The organism is Nocardia sp. NPDC047648 (assembly GCF_040642815.1).
In the GTDB taxonomy this organism is placed as follows: domain Bacteria; phylum Actinomycetota; class Actinomycetes; order Mycobacteriales; family Mycobacteriaceae; genus Nocardia; species Nocardia gamkensis.
In genome coordinates this window covers 686047-703556 of the sequence record NZ_JBEYSX010000001.1, presented here as the reverse complement: position 1 = coordinate 703556, position 17510 = coordinate 686047, and the positions used below count along the sequence as shown (strand labels likewise).

The following is a 17510-nucleotide window of genomic DNA, read 5'->3' as shown; positions in this document are numbered from 1 at the left end:
AATTCGATGACCACCCTGGAAATCAAGGACCTGCACGTCGAGGTCGCCAACCCCGACGAGTCCGGCGAGCCCATCAAGATCCTCAAGGGCGTGAACCTCACGGTGAAGTCCGGTGAGACACACGCCATCATGGGCCCGAACGGCTCCGGCAAGTCCACGCTGTCCTACGCGATCGCCGGTCACCCGAAGTACACCGTGACCTCCGGCTCGATCACCCTCGACGGCGAGGACGTGCTGGCGATGTCGGTGGACGAGCGCGCGCGTGCGGGCCTGTTCCTCGCCATGCAGTACCCGGTCGAGGTTCCCGGCGTCTCGATGTCGAACTTCCTGCGCACCGCCGCCACCGCCGTGCGCGGCGAGGCGCCGAAGCTGCGGCACTGGGTCAAGGAGGTGAAGGAGTCGATGAGCGAACTGGAGATCGACGCCGCCTTCGCCGAGCGCAGCGTGAACGAGGGCTTCTCCGGCGGTGAGAAGAAGCGCCACGAGATCCTCCAGCTCGGCCTGCTCAAGCCGAAGATCGCCATCCTGGACGAGACCGACTCCGGCCTGGACGTCGACGCGCTGCGCATCGTCTCCGAGGGCGTCAACCGCTACAAGGAGCGCGAGAACGGCGGTGTCCTGCTGATCACGCACTACACCCGCATCCTGCGCTACATCCAGCCGGAGTTCGTGCACGTGTTCGTCGGCGGCCGCATCGTCGCCGAGGGCGGCGCCGAACTCGCCGAGGAACTCGACGCCAACGGCTACGTTCGTTTCACTCAGACTGCGACCGCTGGAGCCTGACATGACCGCTACGGTCCGCACCCTCGACGTCGCCCGCATCCGGGCCGACTTCCCGATCCTGAACCGCACGGTCCGGGACGGGAAACCGTTGGTGTACCTGGACTCCGGCGCGACCGCGCAGCGGCCGATCGAGGTGCTCGAAGCCGAACGCGAGTTCCTGGTCACCAGCAACTCCGCGGTGCACCGCGGGGCGCACCAGCTGGCCGAGGAGGCGACCGACGCCTACGAGGGCGCGCGGGCCGACATCGCGCGGTTCGTCGGCGTGGACGTGGGCGAGATCGTCTTCACCAAGAACGCCACCGAGTCGCTGAACCTGGTGACCTACGCACTCGCCGACGACCGGTTCCCGCACCACGTGGGTCCCGGCGACGAGATCGTCATCACCGAGCTGGAACACCACGCGAATCTGGTGCCCTGGCAGGAACTGGCCCGCCGCACCGGCGCCACGCTGAAGTGGTACGGCGTGACCGAGGACGGCCGGATCGACCTGGACTCGCTGGAACTGTCGCCCGCCACCAAGGTGGTCGCGTTCACCCACCAGTCCAACGTCACCGGCGCGGTGGCACCGGTCGAGGAGCTGGTGCGCCGTGCGAAGGCGGTGGGCGCGCTGGTGGTGCTCGACGCCTGCCAGTCGGTGCCGCACATGCCGGTGGACTTCCGCACACTGGGCGTGGATTTCGCCGCGTTCTCCGGGCACAAGATGCTCGGTCCCTCCGGCGTCGGCGTGCTCTTCGGCCGCCGCGCGCTGCTCGAGGAGATGCCGCCGTTCATCACCGGTGGGTCCATGATCGAGACGGTCTTCATGGACCACAGCACCTATGCTCCGCCGCCGCAGCGCTTCGAGGCCGGGGTGCCGATGACCTCGCAGGTGGTCGGATTGGGCGCGGCCGTGCGATATCTCGAACGCATCGGCATGGACGCCGTCGCGGCGCACGAGCACACGCTCGTCGGCGCGGCGCTGGAAGGGCTGGCCGAGATCGACGGCGTGCGTGTCATCGGACCCACCGAGAACGTCGACCGCGGCGGCGCCGTGGCGTTCGTCGTGGACGGCATCCACGCGCACGACGTCGGGCAGATCCTGGACGACGAGGGCGTCGCGATCCGGGTGGGCCACCATTGCGCGTGGCCACTGCACCGGCGTTTCGGCGTCGCCGCCACGGCGCGCGCCTCGTTCGCGGTCTACAACACCGTCGCCGAGGTGGACGCGCTGGTCGCCGCCGTGCGGAAGGCCCAGAGCTTCTTCGGAGTTGCATAAGACATGCGCATGGAGCAGATGTACCAGGAAGTGATCCTGGACCACTACAAGCACCCGCACCACCGGGGGCTGCGCGAGCCGTTCGGGGCCGAGGTACACCACGTGAACCCGACCTGCGGCGACGAGGTGACGCTGCGCGTGCGGCTCGGCGACGACGGTGACATCGCCGACGTCTCCTACGACGGCCAGGGCTGCTCGATCAGCCAGGCCGCCACCTCGATCCTCACCGACCAGGTCATCGGGCTGCCGGTGCAACAGGCGCTGAAGGTGGTCGACTCCTACAGTGAGATGATCTCCAGCCGCGGCACCATCGAGGGCGACGAGGACGTGATCGGCGACGGCATCGCCTTGGCGGGAGTCTCGAAGTACCCCGCGCGGGTGAAGTGCGCGCTGCTCGGGTGGATGGCGTTCAAGGACGCCGTCCTCAGGATCGGCCCCGAGCAGCCCGCCGGCGCCGCGGAAGAGAACTGACCGTCCGATGCGAAACGGGGAAGCGTCATGACTGACACACCGGTTACCGACACGACCGAGCAGGCCGCGCCTGCCGCCGAACTGTCCGAGCTGTCCGAGCTGTCCGCGGAGGACATCAAGTTGCTCGAGGACATCGAAGAGGCGATGCGTGACGTCGTCGACCCGGAACTGGGCATCAACGTAGTCGATCTCGGCCTGGTCTACGGTTTGCGCGTGGAAGAGGACAACATCGCGGTCCTCGACATGACGCTGACCTCGGCGGCCTGCCCGCTGACCGACGTCATCGAAGACCAGTCCCGCAACGCGCTGGTGCGCAGCGGCCTGGTGGAAGACCTGAAGATCAACTGGGTCTGGATGCCGCCGTGGGGTCCGGACAAGATCACCGAGGACGGCCGCGAGCAGCTGCGCGCCCTCGGGTTCACGGTGTAATCGCCAGGACTGCTAGCAGCCGCCGAGCAGCGCCCCGACAGGGTGCTCCGGCGGCTGAGTCGTATCCGCCGCTCGGGCGTCGGCTGTGTCCGTCGGCGTTCCCGGCGCATTGTCAGCCCTTGGCGCACCCGGTCGAATCGACCGGTGGTCCGTTATCGCGGTGGAGACGTACGCCGGGTCGGGAAGCCGTCCGATGCGCTGGGCGTCGGTGCCGCACACCCGCCCAGGCTGGGAAGTCCGCACTTCGACAAACCACCTGTGCCCGACGATGATCTGAGCGCTGAGTCGTCCGAAACGGGGAGGATCATCACATGTCGCTGCCGCACAAGGCTGCCATCGGGCTCGCGGCGGTATCGGCCGCCACCTGCGCCGTCGTCGGCGCACCGGCGGGTGAAGCGCGCGCGGCGACCTACTATGGGGCGCTGGCGCTTTCGCCCAGCACCGGTGCCGTCGTTTCGGCGGTGGACTACGCGAGCGCCGCCGCCGCCGACACCGCGGCCCGCGCTCAATGCGGTGTGACCGACTGCCAGACGGTCGTGCAGTTCTGGAACGCCTGCGGGTCGGTCGTGCGCGGCGCCGACGGGAAGCACGGATGGGCATGGGGTCCCACCCGCGCCGAAGCCGAACGCCGGGCCATCGAGGTCCTCGGTCCCAGCGCTCCGCCCTTCCCGAGTCTCGGCAGCGCGATTCCCCGGCCCGCGAGCGTCCGATTGACCGCTTGTACGTCGACGGCCGGATAGCTAACCGGCGCAAACTTTTTCGGCCCGAGTGACGGCGCGAAGCCGTGTCCGTCCATTCGATAACCGGGGACCGGGGTCGAGAGGCCGAGGCCGCCGAAGGCGCGTCACGTCGCCGGGGCATACGGCTGCGTCTCGGCTCGGCCGCGCAGCGGTCAGGCCGGGGGCGCAGTCGGCGGGTAGTGGGAGCGCCTACCGGTGATCCGGTCGCGGATCTTGTCCACGACCGCCGACACCATGCCCACGGTCTTCAGATAGCCCGGCCGCGAGGGCGTGCTGGGATGCGGCCTGGTCGGCGCCATGGTTTTGGCCGCGGCCATCTTCCGCCCCAATTCGTTCGACGTCTCGGGTGGTATCGCGTCCGCGAAAGCGGGCCAGACCTCGGACTGCTCGAACTCGATGTGGGCGCGGGCCGCGGGAATGAACCGGGTGAGCGCTTCCTCGAATTCGGAGCTGCCCGCGTGCGAATTCTTCAACTGCTGAAGCAGCTTCTTGGCCCCGTCCTCTTGGCCGATCGCCCGATCGGCGAGCTCGTCGCCGTCCGGTACCGTCCTCCGGACTTCCGGCCAGAAGAACTGCTCCTCGATCGCCTCGTGCTGTGATTCCGCGATCACCAGAGTGGTCACCAGATCACCGCGAGCGCGAACTTCCGCCTCGCCGCTGCCTCGCCCACGTTCGAGAGACTCGAGAATTCCGAGTACGCCTTCGTGGTCGGTGCGCAGGAATGTCAATGCGTCCACAGCGTTCCTCCTTCTGACCGTCGGGCCGGACGACCGCCGTTGTAGCGAGCCGACCAGCCGTTTCGTCCCTCGAAGCCTTCGCTCAGGGGCTCATTTCCTACACCGGTCGCCTACCCGGTTCCGCTGCGTCCATACCCCGCCGGTGGAGCGCCCGAAAGCGACGGACGAACCGTGCCAACGGCCGGCAGGAGCCGTCCTTCGCGGGCCGAGGGCCGGATCTGGCGGTTTCGGATCACTCCGGGCGGGAATCGCGTCGGGGAGCTGACGCCGAGGAGGTCTTCGTGCCGGATGGGAACACAGCGGGCCCGCAGCGGGTCGTGATCGTCGGAAGCGGGTTCGCGGGGTTCACCTGCGCCCAAAAGCTTTGCCGCATAATGGCGAAAGCGAAACGGGACGTCGAAATCGTCCTCGTCACACCCAATGACTACCTGCTCTATACGCCCTTGCTACCGGATGTGGCGGGTGGACTGATCGATCCCCGGTTCGTCGCGATCTCACTGGCCGATTCGCTGCCACGGGTCCGGCTGGTGGTCGCGAAGGCTCGGTCGGTCGATCTCCAGAACAAGACGATCACGGTGGCAGGCGAGCATCATCCGCCCCAGCAGCTGTCCTGGGATCGGCTGGTGCTCACGCCCGGGTCGGTCACCCGCCTGTTCGACATCCCGGGCCTGGCGGAGCACGCGCGCGGGCTCAAGACCGTCGCCGAAGCGCTGTACCTGCGCGAGCAGTTGCTGCGCCAGCTCGAGCTCGCCGACGACGAAGAGGACCCCGAGGTGCGGCGGGCACGCCGCACCGTGGTCGTGGTGGGGGCGTCCTACGCGGGCACCGAACTGATCGCGCAGTTGCGCGCCCTCGCCGACGCCTACGCCGCGCGCCGCGGCTTCGACCCCGCCGAAGTACGTTTCCTTCTGCTCGACACGGCTCCCAGGGTGATGCCGGAGGTCGGCGAGCGGCTCAGCGACAAGGTGCTGCAAGTACTGCGGAAACGAGGCATCGAGATCCGGCTGGAGACCTCCCTGTCGAAACTCGACGAGAACTCGGTCGTGCTCACCGACGGAACGGTCGTCCCCACCCACACGGTCGCCTGGGTGACGGGTGTGACCGGCGCGCCGGTGCTCGGCACGCTCGGCCTGCCGCTGGAGAAGGGCCGCTTGGTCGTCGACGCGAAGCTGGGCGTGCCCGGCCATCCGGACGTGTTCGCGGGCGGTGACGCCGCCGCGGTGCCGGATCTGACCAAACCGGGCCGGATCACCCCGCCCACGGCCCAGCACGCCACGCGGCAGGGCAAGGCACTCGCCAGGAACGTCGCCGCCAGCCTGGGTATCGGCACGGCAGCCGACTACAAGCACCGCGACCTGGGACTTGTCGTCGACCTCGGGCCGCGCTTCGCGGTCGCGAACCCGATGGGCCTGCGCCTGTCCGGTTTGCCCGCGAAGGCGGTGACCCGCGCCTATCACACCTTCGCCGTGCCGAGAGCGGTCAACCGCTGGGCGATCACGGTCTCCTACCTGACCATCGCGGTGACACCGCGGCCCCTCGCCTTGCTCGGACTGGTCAGCCACGAGGAAGCGAGCTTCGGCAGCAGTGAGGGCATCGCCGGGCCTTCGTGAGCAGCAGGAGGCGTCCGAACGTGGCTCCGCTGTCACGCCTGGGCTTCCAGCCCTGCCCGCCCGTCCGAGTTGCTCGGATCAAACGCGTGCGCGAGACCGCGCACAGCAGAGATGATTCGGAGGTGGACGAGGTGACATACCGGCGATCGCGAGTCGGGTTGCACGCGGTCGCGGAGTCGTTGATCGCCGGGCCGCAGTTCCGAGAGTTCGGCACCATCCGGTTGGGGGTCGTGCGGGGAGGCTTCGGGGGAGTGCGGTGGCCGGTATCCGTGGTCGGGGACGAGCTGGTGTGGCCGGAAGGACGTGCCCGGCTGGCTGGGACCCTTCGGGAGATTGCCAGCGCCGCGGGTTTCGAACCCGGGCCGCCGGAAGGGGTGTACGCGGCCACCGCGGGCGTCGATCCCGATGCGGCGATCGAGGTGGATCCCTCGGCAGCCGGGCTGATCGAAGACTGGCTGGCGCTGGGTGACAAGGCGTTGCGCTGTCTGGCGCCCGATGCGACACCGGTGCTGTGGCCGGAGCATTTCGACCTGGCCGGCACCATCGATGAGGTGAACTACGGGATCTCGCCGGGAGACGACGCCCATCCCGGCCCGTACGCCTACATCGGACCGTGGACCCCGCGTACCGGCGATTTCTGGAACGCGCCGTTCGGCGCACTCAGGCCACGCGGCGCGGTGAACACCGTCGCGGCACTGCTGGAGTTCTTCGAAGAAGGTCGGCGGCGCGCGGCGCGGGACTGACTCGGACCCTCGGTCGCTGTCTCGCTCCGAGACTCAGGCGCCTTTACGAGCCGGAGCCTTCTTGGCCGCCTTCTTCGCGGGCGTCTTCTTCGCCGCGCTCTTGGAGGCCGTGCTCTTGCCCGCGCTGCTCTTGCCCGCGCTGGTCTTGGCTCCGGCGCTCTTGGCCGCGGCCTTCTTCGCGGTCTTCTTCGGCTCGGCGTCTGCCCCGTCGCCGCCGGCCGTCCGGCGTCCACTGGCCTCCAGGCTGCGCTGCAGCGCGGCGACCAGATCGACCACCTCGGCGTCCATCCCGGCCGGCGCGAGCTCCGGCTGCTCGGGCACCTTGCCGGTGCCGCTGGCGATCGCCTCGTCGAGCAGGCGCTTGAGTTCGATCTGATACTCGTCGGTGAACTGCTCTTGATCGAAGTCGTCGGACATCGCCTCGACGAGTGTCTCGGCCATCTTGATCTCCTGCGGGCGCGGGTCGGCGACCCCGTCGAGGGATTCGAAGTCGACGGAGCGGACCTCATCGGGCCACAGCAGCGTCTGCAGCACCAGAATGCCGTCGCGCACGCGCAGCGCGGCCAGCCTGGTCTTCTGCCGCAGCGTGAAGTTCACCAGGGCGGTGCGTTCGACCTTCTCCAGCGTCCGCGCCAGCAGGACATAGGCCTTCGGCGTGCTGGAGTCCGGTTCCAGGTAATAACTCTTCTCGAACAGGATCGGGTCGATCTGCTCGGACGGCACGAACTGCAGCACCGGGATCTCGTGCTTCTCCGCCACGGGCAGTTTCGCGAAGTCCTCGTCGCTCAGGACGACCTTGTCGCCGTCCGGGGACTCGTAGGCCTTGTCGATCTCGGTGTACTGGACGGATTGGCCGCACACGGTGCAGACGCGGTCGTATTTGATCCGGCCTCCATCCTTGGCGTGCACCTGATGGAATCGGATGTCGTGGTCCTCGGTGGCGGTGTACACCTTCACCGGAACATTCACCAGCCCGAATGCGATCGAGCCCTTCCAGATCGATCTCATGGTCCCATCATGGCCGAAGCCCTTCGACCTCGCGAGCGAACCGGAAACCGAGTGTCGCAACCGCGACACGCCGACGTAGCCGTCCCGGCAGAGCCGCGAAGAGCGAACTCATCGCCGTGACCGTGCCCGCCAGGTCCGTGCGGCCGGACAGATACGCGCGCTGTGCGGCCGGGGGCAGCGTGAAGAACGTGTCGAAGAACAGCGGGAGGTCCTCCGGCGGCAGAGCGAGCAGCGCCCGCAGACCGGCGCTGCGCAACCGGTGGACGACGCGCGCCGTGGCCGGCCACACGTTATGCCCCGCCGCCATCGCGTCGGCCGCGGCCAGCGTGGCGCCGACGCTGTAACCGGTCGCCGGGTGCAGGAAGCCACCCGCCGCCCCGAATCCGCGCGGCCCAGGACGGCCTCCCTGGACGGGAAACCGGACGTGCTCCACGGGCTCGTCACCGGTGAGCCGGATGCCCCGCGCGCCGAGCCGGTGGCGCAAGCGCGCGCGCAGTTGCGCGCCCGTCGACGCGGGGCGGCCTGCCAGGCAGGTCTCCTCGAGCAGCATCCGCTCGTCGTCCAGCGGGACGGCGTAGAGGAACGAAGGCGGCGCGCCGGGGGCGGCACCGTTGTCCGGCCGCCAGTCCATGAACAGCGGGTCGAGACCAGCGCAGCGTGCCGTGTCCACGATGACGCCGTAGGCGGTCTGCTCGGCTCGGGCGGGGGAGCGGGCGAGTCCGCGCGCGTCGATCACTCTGCCGCCGGTGATCGTCGCGCCGGAGGCCGTGGTGACGCGTTCGGGAGCGATGTCGACCACGCGGTCGGCGACGACGTGTGCGTCGGACAGGTGCAGCGAGGTCTGCAATCGCGCGGTGTCCAGCACGACGTACGGGCGGTCCAGCCGGTGCGCGCGCGTTCCCCAGGCCAGCGGCTGGGACACCGTCGCCGCGACGACCTCCGGCGCCAGCCAATCCGGCAGTTCGTCGGCCCACGCCGCGTACGTGGCGGTCCACGTGCGCTCCGGCGCGGGATCCAGCACGGTGACCGTGAGCCCGCGTGCTACGGCGCGGTGTGCGAGGGCACGGCCGGCGGGGCCGAGGCCGCACACGACCAAGTCGGGCCTCACTTCCCGGCCGTTCGGATTCGCGGGGCTGCGATGCGATGCATGGTCCGAGCCTCTCATCCGTTCGCTCGTCAAGGGCGCGACCACCGCGTCGGCCGTGAGTCGGGATCTCGCGAGGCGGAATTCTTCGCGTACACCGTCGCGGCGATCCGGCCGCGTGCCGCGTGTGGAACCGTGACCGGCCCGGATCGCCCGCCGAAACGTGGTGGCGGCTGAGCGAGAATCACCAGCCGAGGTGTGGGCACGGGTACCGGCGAGTTCGACGGCCTTTCCGGTCGCGGGAGCCGAGCGGAGGCGGCGCAGCGCACAGCAGCGACTCGCGCCGACGGAATGTGTTCGCGCTCACCGTAGTTTGTCGCACGTTGCTAGGATGCCGGGGCGCTGGCGCACGCACCCGGCCCCGGTGCCGAGTGCGCGGTGTCGGCGCACCGGTGCGCCGCGGATGGCGCGCAGGCAGGTTGCCGACCGGCGACCGCTGGAGCTCGCGGAGCGAAAGCGGTTCGACCGGAACGAGTTAGGGGTAGACGCAGTGTTCGAACTGACCAGGCGGCGCAGCCGGTGGATCCTCGCCGTGTTCGTGGTGCTCGCACTGGCGATGGGCACGCTGAGCGCGACGCTGTTCGACAAGGTCCAGGGCGGCGGGTACATCGACCCCGGCAGCGAGTCGAGCCGCGCGACCGCGGTGCTGCGCGATACGTTCGGCCAGGCCACCCCGAATTTCGTGCTGCTGGTGCAGACTCGCCGGTCGGTGGACGACGACGCCGCGGCCACCGCGGCGAACAACCTGGTCACCGAGCTGAAGTCGGTGTCCGGCGTCGCGGGCGTCACGTCGTACTGGACCGACAAATCGCCCGCGCTGCGCAGCACCGACGGCACCAAAGGGCTGATCGTGGCCAGCATCCTCGGCGAGGAAGCCGAGGTCGACCAGCGGGTGGGTGATCTCGCCGACCGGTTCGGCGGCGCCCACGGCCCGCTCGAGGTGCGGGTCGGCGGTTACGCGATGCTGCTGCACGAGACGGTGCAGCAGAGTGAGAAAGACGTCGTGCTCGGCGAATCGATCGCTTTTCCGATCACGCTGATCGCACTGCTGCTGGTGTTCGGTGGTCTGGTCGCGGCCAGCCTGCCGCTGGTGGTCGCGATGATCACGGTGATGATCACCATGGGCGCGCTGTGGCTGATCGCGAGCGTCACCGACCTCGCGGCGACCGCGACCAACGTCGCCACGCTGCTCGGGCTCGGTCTGGCGATCGACTACAGCCTGCTGATGATCAGCCGCTATCGCGACGAACTGGTGGCCGGTCAGCAGCCCGGTGCCGCGGTGGCCGCGACCATGCGCTCGGCCGGCCGGACCGTCTTGTTCTCGGCCGTCACCGTGGCCGTCGCCCTGTCGGGCCTGCTGTTCTTCCCGTTGCTGGCCGTGCGGTCGATGGGTTACGCGGGTCTGGCCGTCGCGGTGATCGCCGCGACGGTGTCGCTGACCGTGCTGCCCGCGATCCTGTTCCTGCTCGGCGCCAAGATCGACAGCGGCCAGTTGTGGTGGTTCCTGCGCGCCGCCCGTCCCGCGCCCGGCGAGGGCGCCTGGCACCGCTTGGCGCGGTTCGTGATGATGCGACCCGTGCCCATCGGGCTCGCGGTGACCGCTCTGCTGCTCGTGCTGGGCGCGCCGTTCCTCGGTGTGCAGCTCGGCTTCCCCGACGAACGCTCCCTGCCGGAGTCGATGAACAACCGCCAGGTCACCGAGATCATCCAGCGGGACTTCGCGGCCACCGAACAGAACGGGCTGTTCGCGGTGCTGCCCGAAAGCGCCTACAGCGCCGCCGGATTGGACGCTTACGCCCGGGAGCTGTCGGAGATCGAGAACGTCCGCCGGGTCGACACCGCCACCGGTAGCTACAGCCACGGCGGTCTGCTCGCCGCGCCCACCGCCGCCCACGAGGGTTTCCGCGCCGAGAACGCCGCCTATCTCGCGGTGATCCCGGACACCACCGACCCCACGGTGCTCGACCGGATCGCCGACGACGTGCGCGCGACGCCCGCCGCCTCGGAGGTGCTGGTCGGCGGCGTTGCCGCGGCCAACGCGGACGCGATCGGCGCGGTGGTCTCGGCGCTGCCGTACGCGCTGGCCTTCGTCGTGCTGATCATGGTGGTGGTGCTGTTCCTGCTGACCGGAAGCGTCGTGCTGCCGCTGCTGGCGGTGGTGCTCAGCTTCCTGAGCCTGACGGCCACCTTCGGTGCGCTGGTCTGGATCTTCCAGGACGGGCACCTGTCGGGTCTGCTCGGATTCACCGTCACCGGCGATCTGCCGCCCACGGTTCCGGTCATGCTGTTCGGCGTGGCGTTCGGCCTCGCCATGGACTACCAGGTGTTCCTGCTGGCGCGCATCCGGGAGGAGTACCAGCGCACCAGGTCCAACGCGCTGGCCGTCACTTCCGGACTGGAGCGGATCGGCCGGATCGTCACCGCTGCCGCGGTGCTGATCTCGCTGGTCTTCCTCGGTTTCCTCGCCTCCGACATCACCTTCATGAAGGCGTTCGGCATCGGCCTTCCGCTGGCCGTCCTGGTGGACGCGACCCTGGTGCGCGGCTTCCTGCTGCCCGCCGCGATGGAACTGCTCGGCCACTGGAACTGGTACGCGCCCGGCCCGCTGGGCAAACTGCACCGGCGGTTCGGCATCGAAGAGGGGCCTGCCGCTGCGGCGGTCGCGGGACGGGAGGACTGGCTCCAGCCCGCGCGGCTCTGAGCCACGGCGACCGTAGGAGCCCGATCGGGGTAGGGTCTCTCCGGCAGCGCCGGGGAGGCCCACACCGGGTGGGACGGCTGCCGGGAGTGTGGAGGGCGATCCGATGACCTACCCGTCCGGATTCGGCGGCCAAGGGGACTACGGGAAATCGGACCAGGCGCGGCAAGCGCCGGACTGGGGAAGCATGTCCCCGCCGAGCGCGTACCCGATGCAGGCGTGGGAGACGCCGCCGCAGCCGCCCGCGCCCGAGCGCCGGACCGGCGTGCTCGTCGCGCTGGCGGTCGGCGTGGTCGCCGTGCTGGTGGCGGTCGGTATCGCCGTATCGGCGAATTCACGCGTGCAGGGGCACGCGCAGGCCGCCGCGTCCGCCGCGGCGGCCACCCGCGCGGGTGGCGTCACCAGCACGCGGCCCGCGCCTCCCGCGCCGGGCGGTACGCACCCTTCGCCGGGCAGGCTGAGCTACACCGAATTCGCGAAGGACTGGGACTTCCGGTTCGATCGCGTCGAGTTGCACGCCGACTGGGTCGACGGCCGTGACCACGCCGATTGCCACCCCATCGAGGTGGCGGGCAAGCTCACGAGCCTCGGCTGCGGCTACGCGGCGGAGCTGGTGTACCGCGCCGAAGGCGGCGCGCTCATGCTCACCCAGTTCGTGCTCGGCATGGCCGACCGGAGCCGGGCCGCCGCGGCGAAAGATCGGTTCACCGACGCGGACCTGACGCTGCGTCCCGGCACCTACATCAAGGGCTACGCCACCGGCAAGTGGAAGGACGGCAGCGAGAAGGAGTTCGTGGTGGTGACGCTGGCGACGGCCACCGCCGCGGTCGACCCCGCGACCGTCGAGAAGTACCTGCGCTACCGGCACGCCGACACGATCGGCGCACTAGCCTTCCGATAGCGCAGGTCGGCCCGATGTGGACGGGCCGTCCCGCCTCGGGTCAGATCCCGCCGGTGGAGAGCAGTCCGCCGTCCACGCGCACCGTCTCGCCGGTGATCCAGGCCGCCTCGTCGGAGACCAGGAAGCCGATCAAGCGCGCCACGTCCTCCGGACTGCCCAGGCGCTTCATCGGGTACACGCTCGCGGCGCGCTCTTCGTCCGACGAGTACAGCGCGTCGGCGAACTTCGTCTTGATCACGCCCGGCGCGACCGCGTTCACCCGGATCTTCGGCCCGAGCTGCCAGGCGAGTTCCCCGGTGAGATGGATCAGCGCGGACTTGGACGCACCGTAGGCGGCGATCACCCCGGTCGAGCGGATGCCCGCGACACTGGCCACGTTGACCACGGCGCCGCCGTGATCGCGCATCCACGCCCGGTACGCCTCCTGGATGTAGCCGAGCGCCGCGACCACGTTCACGTCGAAGATCTTGCGCACGGCGTCCAGGTCGGCCTCCATCAGGGAGCCGTAGACCGGGTTGATGCCGGTGTTGTTGATCAGGACGTCCAGCGAACCGAACTCCGTGACCGCGCGCTCGACCGCGGCCGCCCGATCCTCGGCGACGCCCGAGTTGCCCGCCAAGGCCACAACCTGACCCTGGTGGCCCAGCTCGCGCAGCTCCGCGGCGGCCTCCTCCAGCGGCTCCTTCTTCCGCGCGGTGATCAGCACGTTCGCTCCGCGGCCGAGCAGCTCCGCCGCGACCGCCTTGCCGATGCCCCGGCTGGCCCCCGTGACCAGAGCGCTCTTGCCCAACAGATCGGTACTCATGGCATCGCACGGTAGCGCAGCCGATCGCACGAGCCGTTACCGCCGTCACATGCGGGGTGCTGGTATGGGGGAGCACCCCGCGGCCCGGGTAAAATCGGTGGTTCTTGTGCGCGTCGGGTCGCACAATCGACCAGCGCTCAGCCCCACGATCCGCAAGGAGAAGTTTGTGATCACCGCGACCGACCTGGAGGTCCGGGCCGGAGTCCGCACCCTGCTGTCCGCTCCCGGACCGGCGCTACGGGTACAGGCGGGCGACCGGATCGGGCTGGTCGGACGCAACGGCGCGGGCAAGACCACCACGCTGCGCATCCTGGCCGGCGAGGGCGAGCCGTACGCCGGGAAGATTCTTCGCTCCAGCGACATCGGTTACCTGCCGCAGGACCCGCGTGAGGGCAACCTGGACGTGCTGGCCCGCGACCGGGTGCTGTCCGCGCGCGGCCTGGACACGCTGATCCGTGAGATGGAGAAGCAGCAGGCGCTGATGGCCGAGGTCGCCGACGACAAGGAGCGCGAGAAGGCGGTCCGCAAGTACGGGCGGCTCGAGGAACGCTTCTCGGCGCTCGGCGGCTACGTCGCCGAGAGCGAGGCGGCGCGCATCTGCCACAGCCTCGGTCTGCCCGACCGGGTGCTCGGTCAGTCGTTGCGCACCCTGTCCGGTGGTCAGCGGCGTCGAATCGAATTGGCGCGCATCCTGTTCGCCGCCTCCGACGGCAGCGGCGGGCGCTCGGACACCATCCTGCTGCTGGACGAGCCGACCAACCACCTCGACGCCGACTCGATCACCTGGCTGCGTGGCTTCCTGCAGAATCACGACGGTGGCCTGATCGTCATCAGTCACGACGTGGAACTGCTGGCCGACGTGGTGAACAAGGTGTGGTTCCTGGACGCGGTGCGCGGCGAGGCCGACGTCTACAACATGAGCTGGAAGAAGTACCTGGACGCACGCGCCACCGACGAGCAGCGCAGGCGCCGCGAACGGGCGAACGCCGAGAAGAAGGCGAGCGCGCTGCGCGCCCAGGCGGCCAAGCTCGGCGCCAAGGCCACGAAAGCGACTGCGGCGCAGAACATGGCCAAGCGCGCCGATCGCCTGCTGGCCGAACTCGACGACGTACGCGTCGCCGACAAGGTCGCCCGGATCAAGTTCCCCGAGCCCGCGGCTTGCGGTAAGACGCCGTTGATGGCCGAGAACCTGACCAAGGTCTACGGCTCGCTGGAGATCTTCACCGGCGTCGACCTGGCGATCGACCGCGGCAGCCGGGTGGTGGTCCTCGGGCTCAACGGCGCGGGTAAGACGACGCTGCTGCGCCTGCTGGCCGGAGTCGAGCAGCCCACGGCGGGCGGTTTGGTGCCCGGGCACGGGCTGAAGATCGGGTATTTCGCCCAGGAGCACGACACCCTGGACGACAACGCCACCGTGTGGGAGAACATCCGCCACGCCGCCCCCGACGCGGGCGAGCAGGATCTGCGTGGCCTGCTCGGCGCGTTCATGTTCTCCGGTCCGCAGCTCGACCAGCCCGCGGGCACCCTCTCGGGCGGTGAGAAGACCCGTCTCGCGCTGGCCGGTCTGGTCTCCTCGGCGGCGAACGTGCTGCTGCTGGACGAGCCGACGAACAACCTCGACCCGGTGTCGCGCGAGCAGGTGCTCGACGCCCTGCGCACCTACGCGGGCGCTGTGGTGCTGGTGACCCACGACCCGGGCGCAGCGGAGGCGTTGTCTCCGGAACGCGTGATCCTGCTCCCGGACGGGACAGAAGACCATTGGTCGGCCGAATATCTGGAACTTATTCAGCTCGCGTGAGTTTCATCACAGGAACCCGTTGATCATGGCCTCCTGAGTGCTTAGCCTGGAAAGACGCTGCTCGGCGACTCGGAGGAAGCCATGAGCGACAGGCCACAAAGCAAGGCCACATTGGGTAAGGGCACACGCGTCACCGGGAAGTCCCGCGATCGCCTACAAACCCAGCTGAAGAAACAATACGAGGCGGGTGCGAGCATCCGGTCACTGGCGCGGTCCACCGGCCGCTCCTACGGCTTCATCCACAATGTGCTGGTGGAGTCGCATGTGCAGCTCCGCAGCCGGGGCGGAGCCAATCGCCGCAAGGGCCAATAGCGCCGTAACGGCGCGAGGGAGTCGCGCCGCGAGGGCCGTCCGCACGTGGGGACACGTTGCCGACGGAAGCAACCGCGCGGTGCGGAACCCTGCTGCCGCGGAGCCTGGTCGGCTTGCCCGGCCACCGATCGGACGCGCTCGGAGCACACGACCGGATCGACGTCGACGCCACCGAACCGGATGCTTGTCTCGCCGAGCTGTGCGGCGGCGTCGATACCCCGATCGTCGGTTCGCGAGGTGACGGCTTTCGGCCGATATCGGTAGCAGGCGCAACACAATCCGGCGTCGCGATGGTGCTGGTCGAGCCGGTGTCGTAGTACCGGCCCGCCATGGCTGGCTCCCCGCTGGACCGGCGCGGACCTGTGCGAGTGCCCGCGTCCGGCGCGGAGGGCGAACTCAGTAGCCTGCCACCATGCCGTCGCCGTCCACCAGCAGGTTGGCCAGGCTGCGGAAGATCGGCAGACCGGTCTTGATCTCCAGGTAGGCGAACTGGCCCTGCGGGTTGACCTCGAGGAAGTAGTACTCGCCGTCGCGGCCGAGCCGAATGTCGAGCACACCGAAGGACAATCCGAGCGCGCCCATCAGCGTGGCCAGTGACTTGCTCACCGAAGCGGGCAGGTGCTCGGGCACGAAATCGACCGACGTGTCCAGCCGGGAGTCGACCTTGCCGACGCCCGCCTGCGAGTCGATGCGCACCGTCCATTCGACGCCGTCCACCCAGACCACCCGCAGATCGCAGGTGGCGTCGATGTAGTCCTGAAAGGTGGTCGGCGCCGACCGGATCGCGTCCAGCCTGGCGAAATCGTCCTCGGAGATGATCCTGGTCTCGGCGAACTCCGCCCGGCTGGTGCCGGTGCGTTTGTAAACGACCGGGCCGGGCCGGGATTCGACGAAACTGCGCGCCTCGTCCGGATCGTTGGTGATCAGCGTTTCCGGCACCGCGAACCCGGCCCGCAGCGCCGTTTCCAGTTGCACGATCTTGCGTCCCGCGGTCCGGTCGGCACCCGGGTCGTTGACCCAGTAGGCGGGGATGGACCAGAGCAGTCCCTGGATGAACCCGTCGCACTCGGCCTGGCGAAAATCGTTGTCCGAGGCGCGGACACCCGCGGGCACCCGCGCGGGGTGCGGGCGCCGCCACCACACCGACCGGACGTCGTCGAGGCCGATGACGTGCGACAGCGAGCGTGCGGTGCCGAGCCGGTCCAGCCGGAAGCTGCCGGACTCGCGGGGGAAATCACGCAGGTCGAGCTGGATCGGGCCGAGCCCGTAGTGGTCTCGCAGCGTCGCCGCCATCGCGGTGGCGTGTAGATCATCGGATTCGGACACGATCAGGACCGAACCGCGCCGGCGTGCGGCCATCCGCCTGCCGCTCAGTCGAGACTGTCGCAGTTGATGCCGTCGTCGCTGCCGTTGATCGATTTGGTCTGGCAGTAGGTGAACGTCGCACCGCCCGAGCCCGGGCAGTCCACGAGTTGCAGCCGGTCGGCCCAGGTTTCGGTGAGCTGACGCAGCTGCTCGTCACCGAGCGCCTCCGACGGCGACTCCGGGATGGTCATCGGCCGATCGACCAGGTCGATGCGCAGCCTGCGGGTGAAATCGGCGGTGGCGCCCGCGCGGATGTCGACCAGTACCGGACGGCCGTCCTGATCGGTCCGGGGTGCCGCGGAATCGACCACGCGCAGGACATCGGACCGACTGAACGTCCACGTTCCCTCGGCGACGCGCACGCTGATCTGCCGGTCCGATTCCGCGACCAGCAAACCCTGGAGCGGAGGAACACGGTCATCCTTCGGCGTCGTCCCGGGAAGGTGGATTGCGTCGGTCATAGCCGGTTCTCCGATCTGCTCACGATTTGCCACGACCCCCAAGCGTGTGAGCGATCATATCGCGATGGGGGGCGCCATCGGCTCGTATCGCGAGATTTCCCGGCCTGTGACAAACCGAATTCCGATCCATAACGGCTGAGTGCCGAAAGTTTTCCGGTAGGCTGGAAATACTTACAGCGCAATCATGGAGCTGTTCTCCTGTGCCGCACGGCCGGTGTCCATAGCCCGATGGTGGCGGCTGTGCATCTGT

The 17510-nt window shown here is 69.1% G+C and carries 18 protein-coding genes; 12 read left to right on the top strand and 6 right to left on the bottom strand.

Features of this window, described 5'->3' with window-relative positions; genetic code table 11:
* Positions 1–6: 6 nt before the first annotated feature.
* The 5 genes from sufC to ABZ803_RS03185 all read left to right on the top strand — a co-directional run bounded on the left by sufC (position 7) and on the right by ABZ803_RS03185 (position 3678).
* Positions 7–783, top strand: coding sequence for a Fe-S cluster assembly ATPase SufC (sufC, locus tag ABZ803_RS03205; protein ID WP_357032054.1), 777 nt, complete (start codon positions 7–9; stop codon positions 781–783).
* Position 784: 1 nt separating this feature from the next.
* Complete coding sequence (locus tag ABZ803_RS03200; protein WP_357032051.1) at positions 785–2038, top strand: cysteine desulfurase; 1254 nt, start codon at positions 785–787, stop codon at positions 2036–2038.
* Between the two features lie 3 nt (positions 2039–2041).
* On the top strand, positions 2042–2509 hold the full coding sequence (gene sufU / locus ABZ803_RS03195) for a Fe-S cluster assembly sulfur transfer protein SufU (protein WP_357032048.1): 468 nt from the start codon (positions 2042–2044) through the stop codon (positions 2507–2509).
* A gap of 90 nt (positions 2510–2599) precedes the next feature.
* Positions 2600–2938 (top strand): iron-sulfur cluster assembly protein, encoded by a 339-nt coding sequence (locus ABZ803_RS03190; protein ID WP_040867458.1) that lies wholly within the window; start codon positions 2600–2602, stop codon positions 2936–2938.
* Between the two features lie 311 nt (positions 2939–3249).
* Positions 3250–3678 carry a DUF4189 domain-containing protein gene (locus tag ABZ803_RS03185; RefSeq protein ID WP_062974837.1) on the top strand — a complete coding sequence of 143 codons (429 nt, stop codon included), beginning with the start codon at positions 3250–3252 and terminating at the stop codon, positions 3676–3678.
* A 152-nt stretch (positions 3679–3830) separates the two neighbouring features.
* On the opposite strand, the gene ABZ803_RS03180 is transcribed toward ABZ803_RS03185, so the two are convergent.
* Positions 3831–4415, bottom strand: a complete 585-nt coding sequence (locus ABZ803_RS03180; RefSeq protein ID WP_357032045.1) for a hemerythrin domain-containing protein — start codon at positions 4413–4415, stop codon at positions 3831–3833.
* Positions 4416–4732: 317 nt separating this feature from the next.
* Here ABZ803_RS03180 and ABZ803_RS03175 point away from each other — a divergent pair, with 317 nt between their 5' ends.
* Both ABZ803_RS03175 and ABZ803_RS03170 read left to right on the top strand, forming a co-directional pair.
* Positions 4733–6025: an FAD-dependent oxidoreductase gene (locus tag ABZ803_RS03175; protein WP_357032665.1), complete on the top strand. Its 1293-nt coding sequence runs from the start codon at positions 4733–4735 to the stop codon at positions 6023–6025.
* A gap of 122 nt (positions 6026–6147) precedes the next feature.
* Positions 6148–6768 (top strand): hypothetical protein, encoded by a 621-nt coding sequence (locus ABZ803_RS03170; protein ID WP_357032042.1) that lies wholly within the window; start codon positions 6148–6150, stop codon positions 6766–6768.
* A 33-nt stretch (positions 6769–6801) separates the two neighbouring features.
* Here the strand turns inward: ABZ803_RS03170 and ABZ803_RS03165 are convergent, their stop codons facing one another.
* Both ABZ803_RS03165 and ABZ803_RS03160 read right to left on the bottom strand, forming a co-directional pair.
* The gene (locus ABZ803_RS03165) at positions 6802–7776 is read right to left on the bottom strand and encodes a Ku protein (protein ID WP_357032040.1); all 975 of its coding nucleotides are present in this window, start codon (positions 7774–7776) and stop codon (positions 6802–6804) included.
* Between the two features lie 7 nt (positions 7777–7783).
* Entirely contained in the window at positions 7784–8884 is a 1101-nt protein-coding gene (locus ABZ803_RS03160) for a lycopene cyclase family protein (protein ID WP_357032037.1), read from the bottom strand.
* A 526-nt stretch (positions 8885–9410) separates the two neighbouring features.
* Here ABZ803_RS03160 and ABZ803_RS03155 point away from each other — a divergent pair.
* Positions 9411–11621 (top strand): MMPL family transporter, encoded by a 2211-nt coding sequence (locus ABZ803_RS03155; protein ID WP_357032034.1) that lies wholly within the window; start codon positions 9411–9413, stop codon positions 11619–11621.
* A 103-nt stretch (positions 11622–11724) separates the two neighbouring features.
* Complete coding sequence (locus ABZ803_RS03150) at positions 11725–12519, top strand: hypothetical protein (protein WP_357032031.1); 795 nt, start codon at positions 11725–11727, stop codon at positions 12517–12519.
* Positions 12520–12559: 40 nt separating this feature from the next.
* Here the strand turns inward: ABZ803_RS03150 and ABZ803_RS03145 are convergent, their stop codons facing one another.
* Positions 12560–13324: an SDR family oxidoreductase gene (locus ABZ803_RS03145; RefSeq protein ID WP_040867426.1), complete on the bottom strand. Its 765-nt coding sequence runs from the start codon at positions 13322–13324 to the stop codon at positions 12560–12562.
* 166 nt (positions 13325–13490) lie between these two features.
* Between ABZ803_RS03145 and ABZ803_RS03140 the strand changes: the two genes are divergently transcribed.
* The 3 genes from ABZ803_RS03140 (at position 13491) to ABZ803_RS03130 (ending at position 15751) form a co-directional block, all read left to right on the top strand.
* Entirely contained in the window at positions 13491–15122 is a 1632-nt protein-coding gene (locus ABZ803_RS03140; RefSeq protein WP_040867444.1) for an ABC-F family ATP-binding cassette domain-containing protein, read from the top strand.
* A gap of 81 nt (positions 15123–15203) precedes the next feature.
* Positions 15204–15434, top strand: a complete 231-nt coding sequence (locus ABZ803_RS03135) for a helix-turn-helix domain-containing protein (RefSeq protein WP_040867425.1) — start codon at positions 15204–15206, stop codon at positions 15432–15434.
* 56 nt (positions 15435–15490) lie between these two features.
* Complete coding sequence (locus ABZ803_RS03130) at positions 15491–15751, top strand: hypothetical protein (protein ID WP_357032026.1); 261 nt, start codon at positions 15491–15493, stop codon at positions 15749–15751.
* Positions 15752–15830: 79 nt separating this feature from the next.
* On the opposite strand, the gene ABZ803_RS03125 is transcribed toward ABZ803_RS03130, so the two are convergent.
* Together ABZ803_RS03125 and ABZ803_RS03120 are read right to left on the bottom strand one after the other, a co-directional pair.
* The gene (locus ABZ803_RS03125) at positions 15831–16760 is read right to left on the bottom strand and encodes a hypothetical protein (protein WP_357032023.1); all 930 of its coding nucleotides are present in this window, start codon (positions 16758–16760) and stop codon (positions 15831–15833) included.
* A 44-nt stretch (positions 16761–16804) separates the two neighbouring features.
* A complete protein-coding gene (locus tag ABZ803_RS03120) occupies positions 16805–17260 on the bottom strand; it encodes a hypothetical protein (RefSeq protein WP_040867420.1) in 456 nt (151 codons plus the stop codon).
* Positions 17261–17510: the final 250 nt, after the last annotated feature.

Excerpts from the sequence above, each read along its gene's own strand:
- sufC (WP_357032054.1), top strand. The coding sequence starts at position 7 with ATGACCACCCTGGAAATCAAGGACCTGCACGTCGAGGTCGCCAACCCC.
- ABZ803_RS03200 (WP_357032051.1), top strand. The coding sequence starts at position 785 with ATGACCGCTACGGTCCGCACCCTCGACGTCGCCCGCATCCGGGCCGAC.
- sufU (WP_357032048.1), top strand. The coding sequence starts at position 2,042 with ATGCGCATGGAGCAGATGTACCAGGAAGTGATCCTGGACCACTACAAG.
- ABZ803_RS03185 (WP_062974837.1), top strand. The coding sequence starts at position 3,250 with ATGTCGCTGCCGCACAAGGCTGCCATCGGGCTCGCGGCGGTATCGGCC.
- ABZ803_RS03165 (WP_357032040.1), bottom strand. The coding sequence starts at position 7,776 with ATGAGATCGATCTGGAAGGGCTCGATCGCATTCGGGCTGGTGAATGTT.
- ABZ803_RS03150 (WP_357032031.1), top strand. The coding sequence starts at position 11,725 with ATGACCTACCCGTCCGGATTCGGCGGCCAAGGGGACTACGGGAAATCG.
- ABZ803_RS03145 (WP_040867426.1), bottom strand. The coding sequence starts at position 13,324 with ATGAGTACCGATCTGTTGGGCAAGAGCGCTCTGGTCACGGGGGCCAGC.
- ABZ803_RS03135 (WP_040867425.1), top strand. The coding sequence starts at position 15,204 with ATGAGCGACAGGCCACAAAGCAAGGCCACATTGGGTAAGGGCACACGC.
- ABZ803_RS03120 (WP_040867420.1), bottom strand. The coding sequence starts at position 17,260 with ATGACCGACGCAATCCACCTTCCCGGGACGACGCCGAAGGATGACCGT.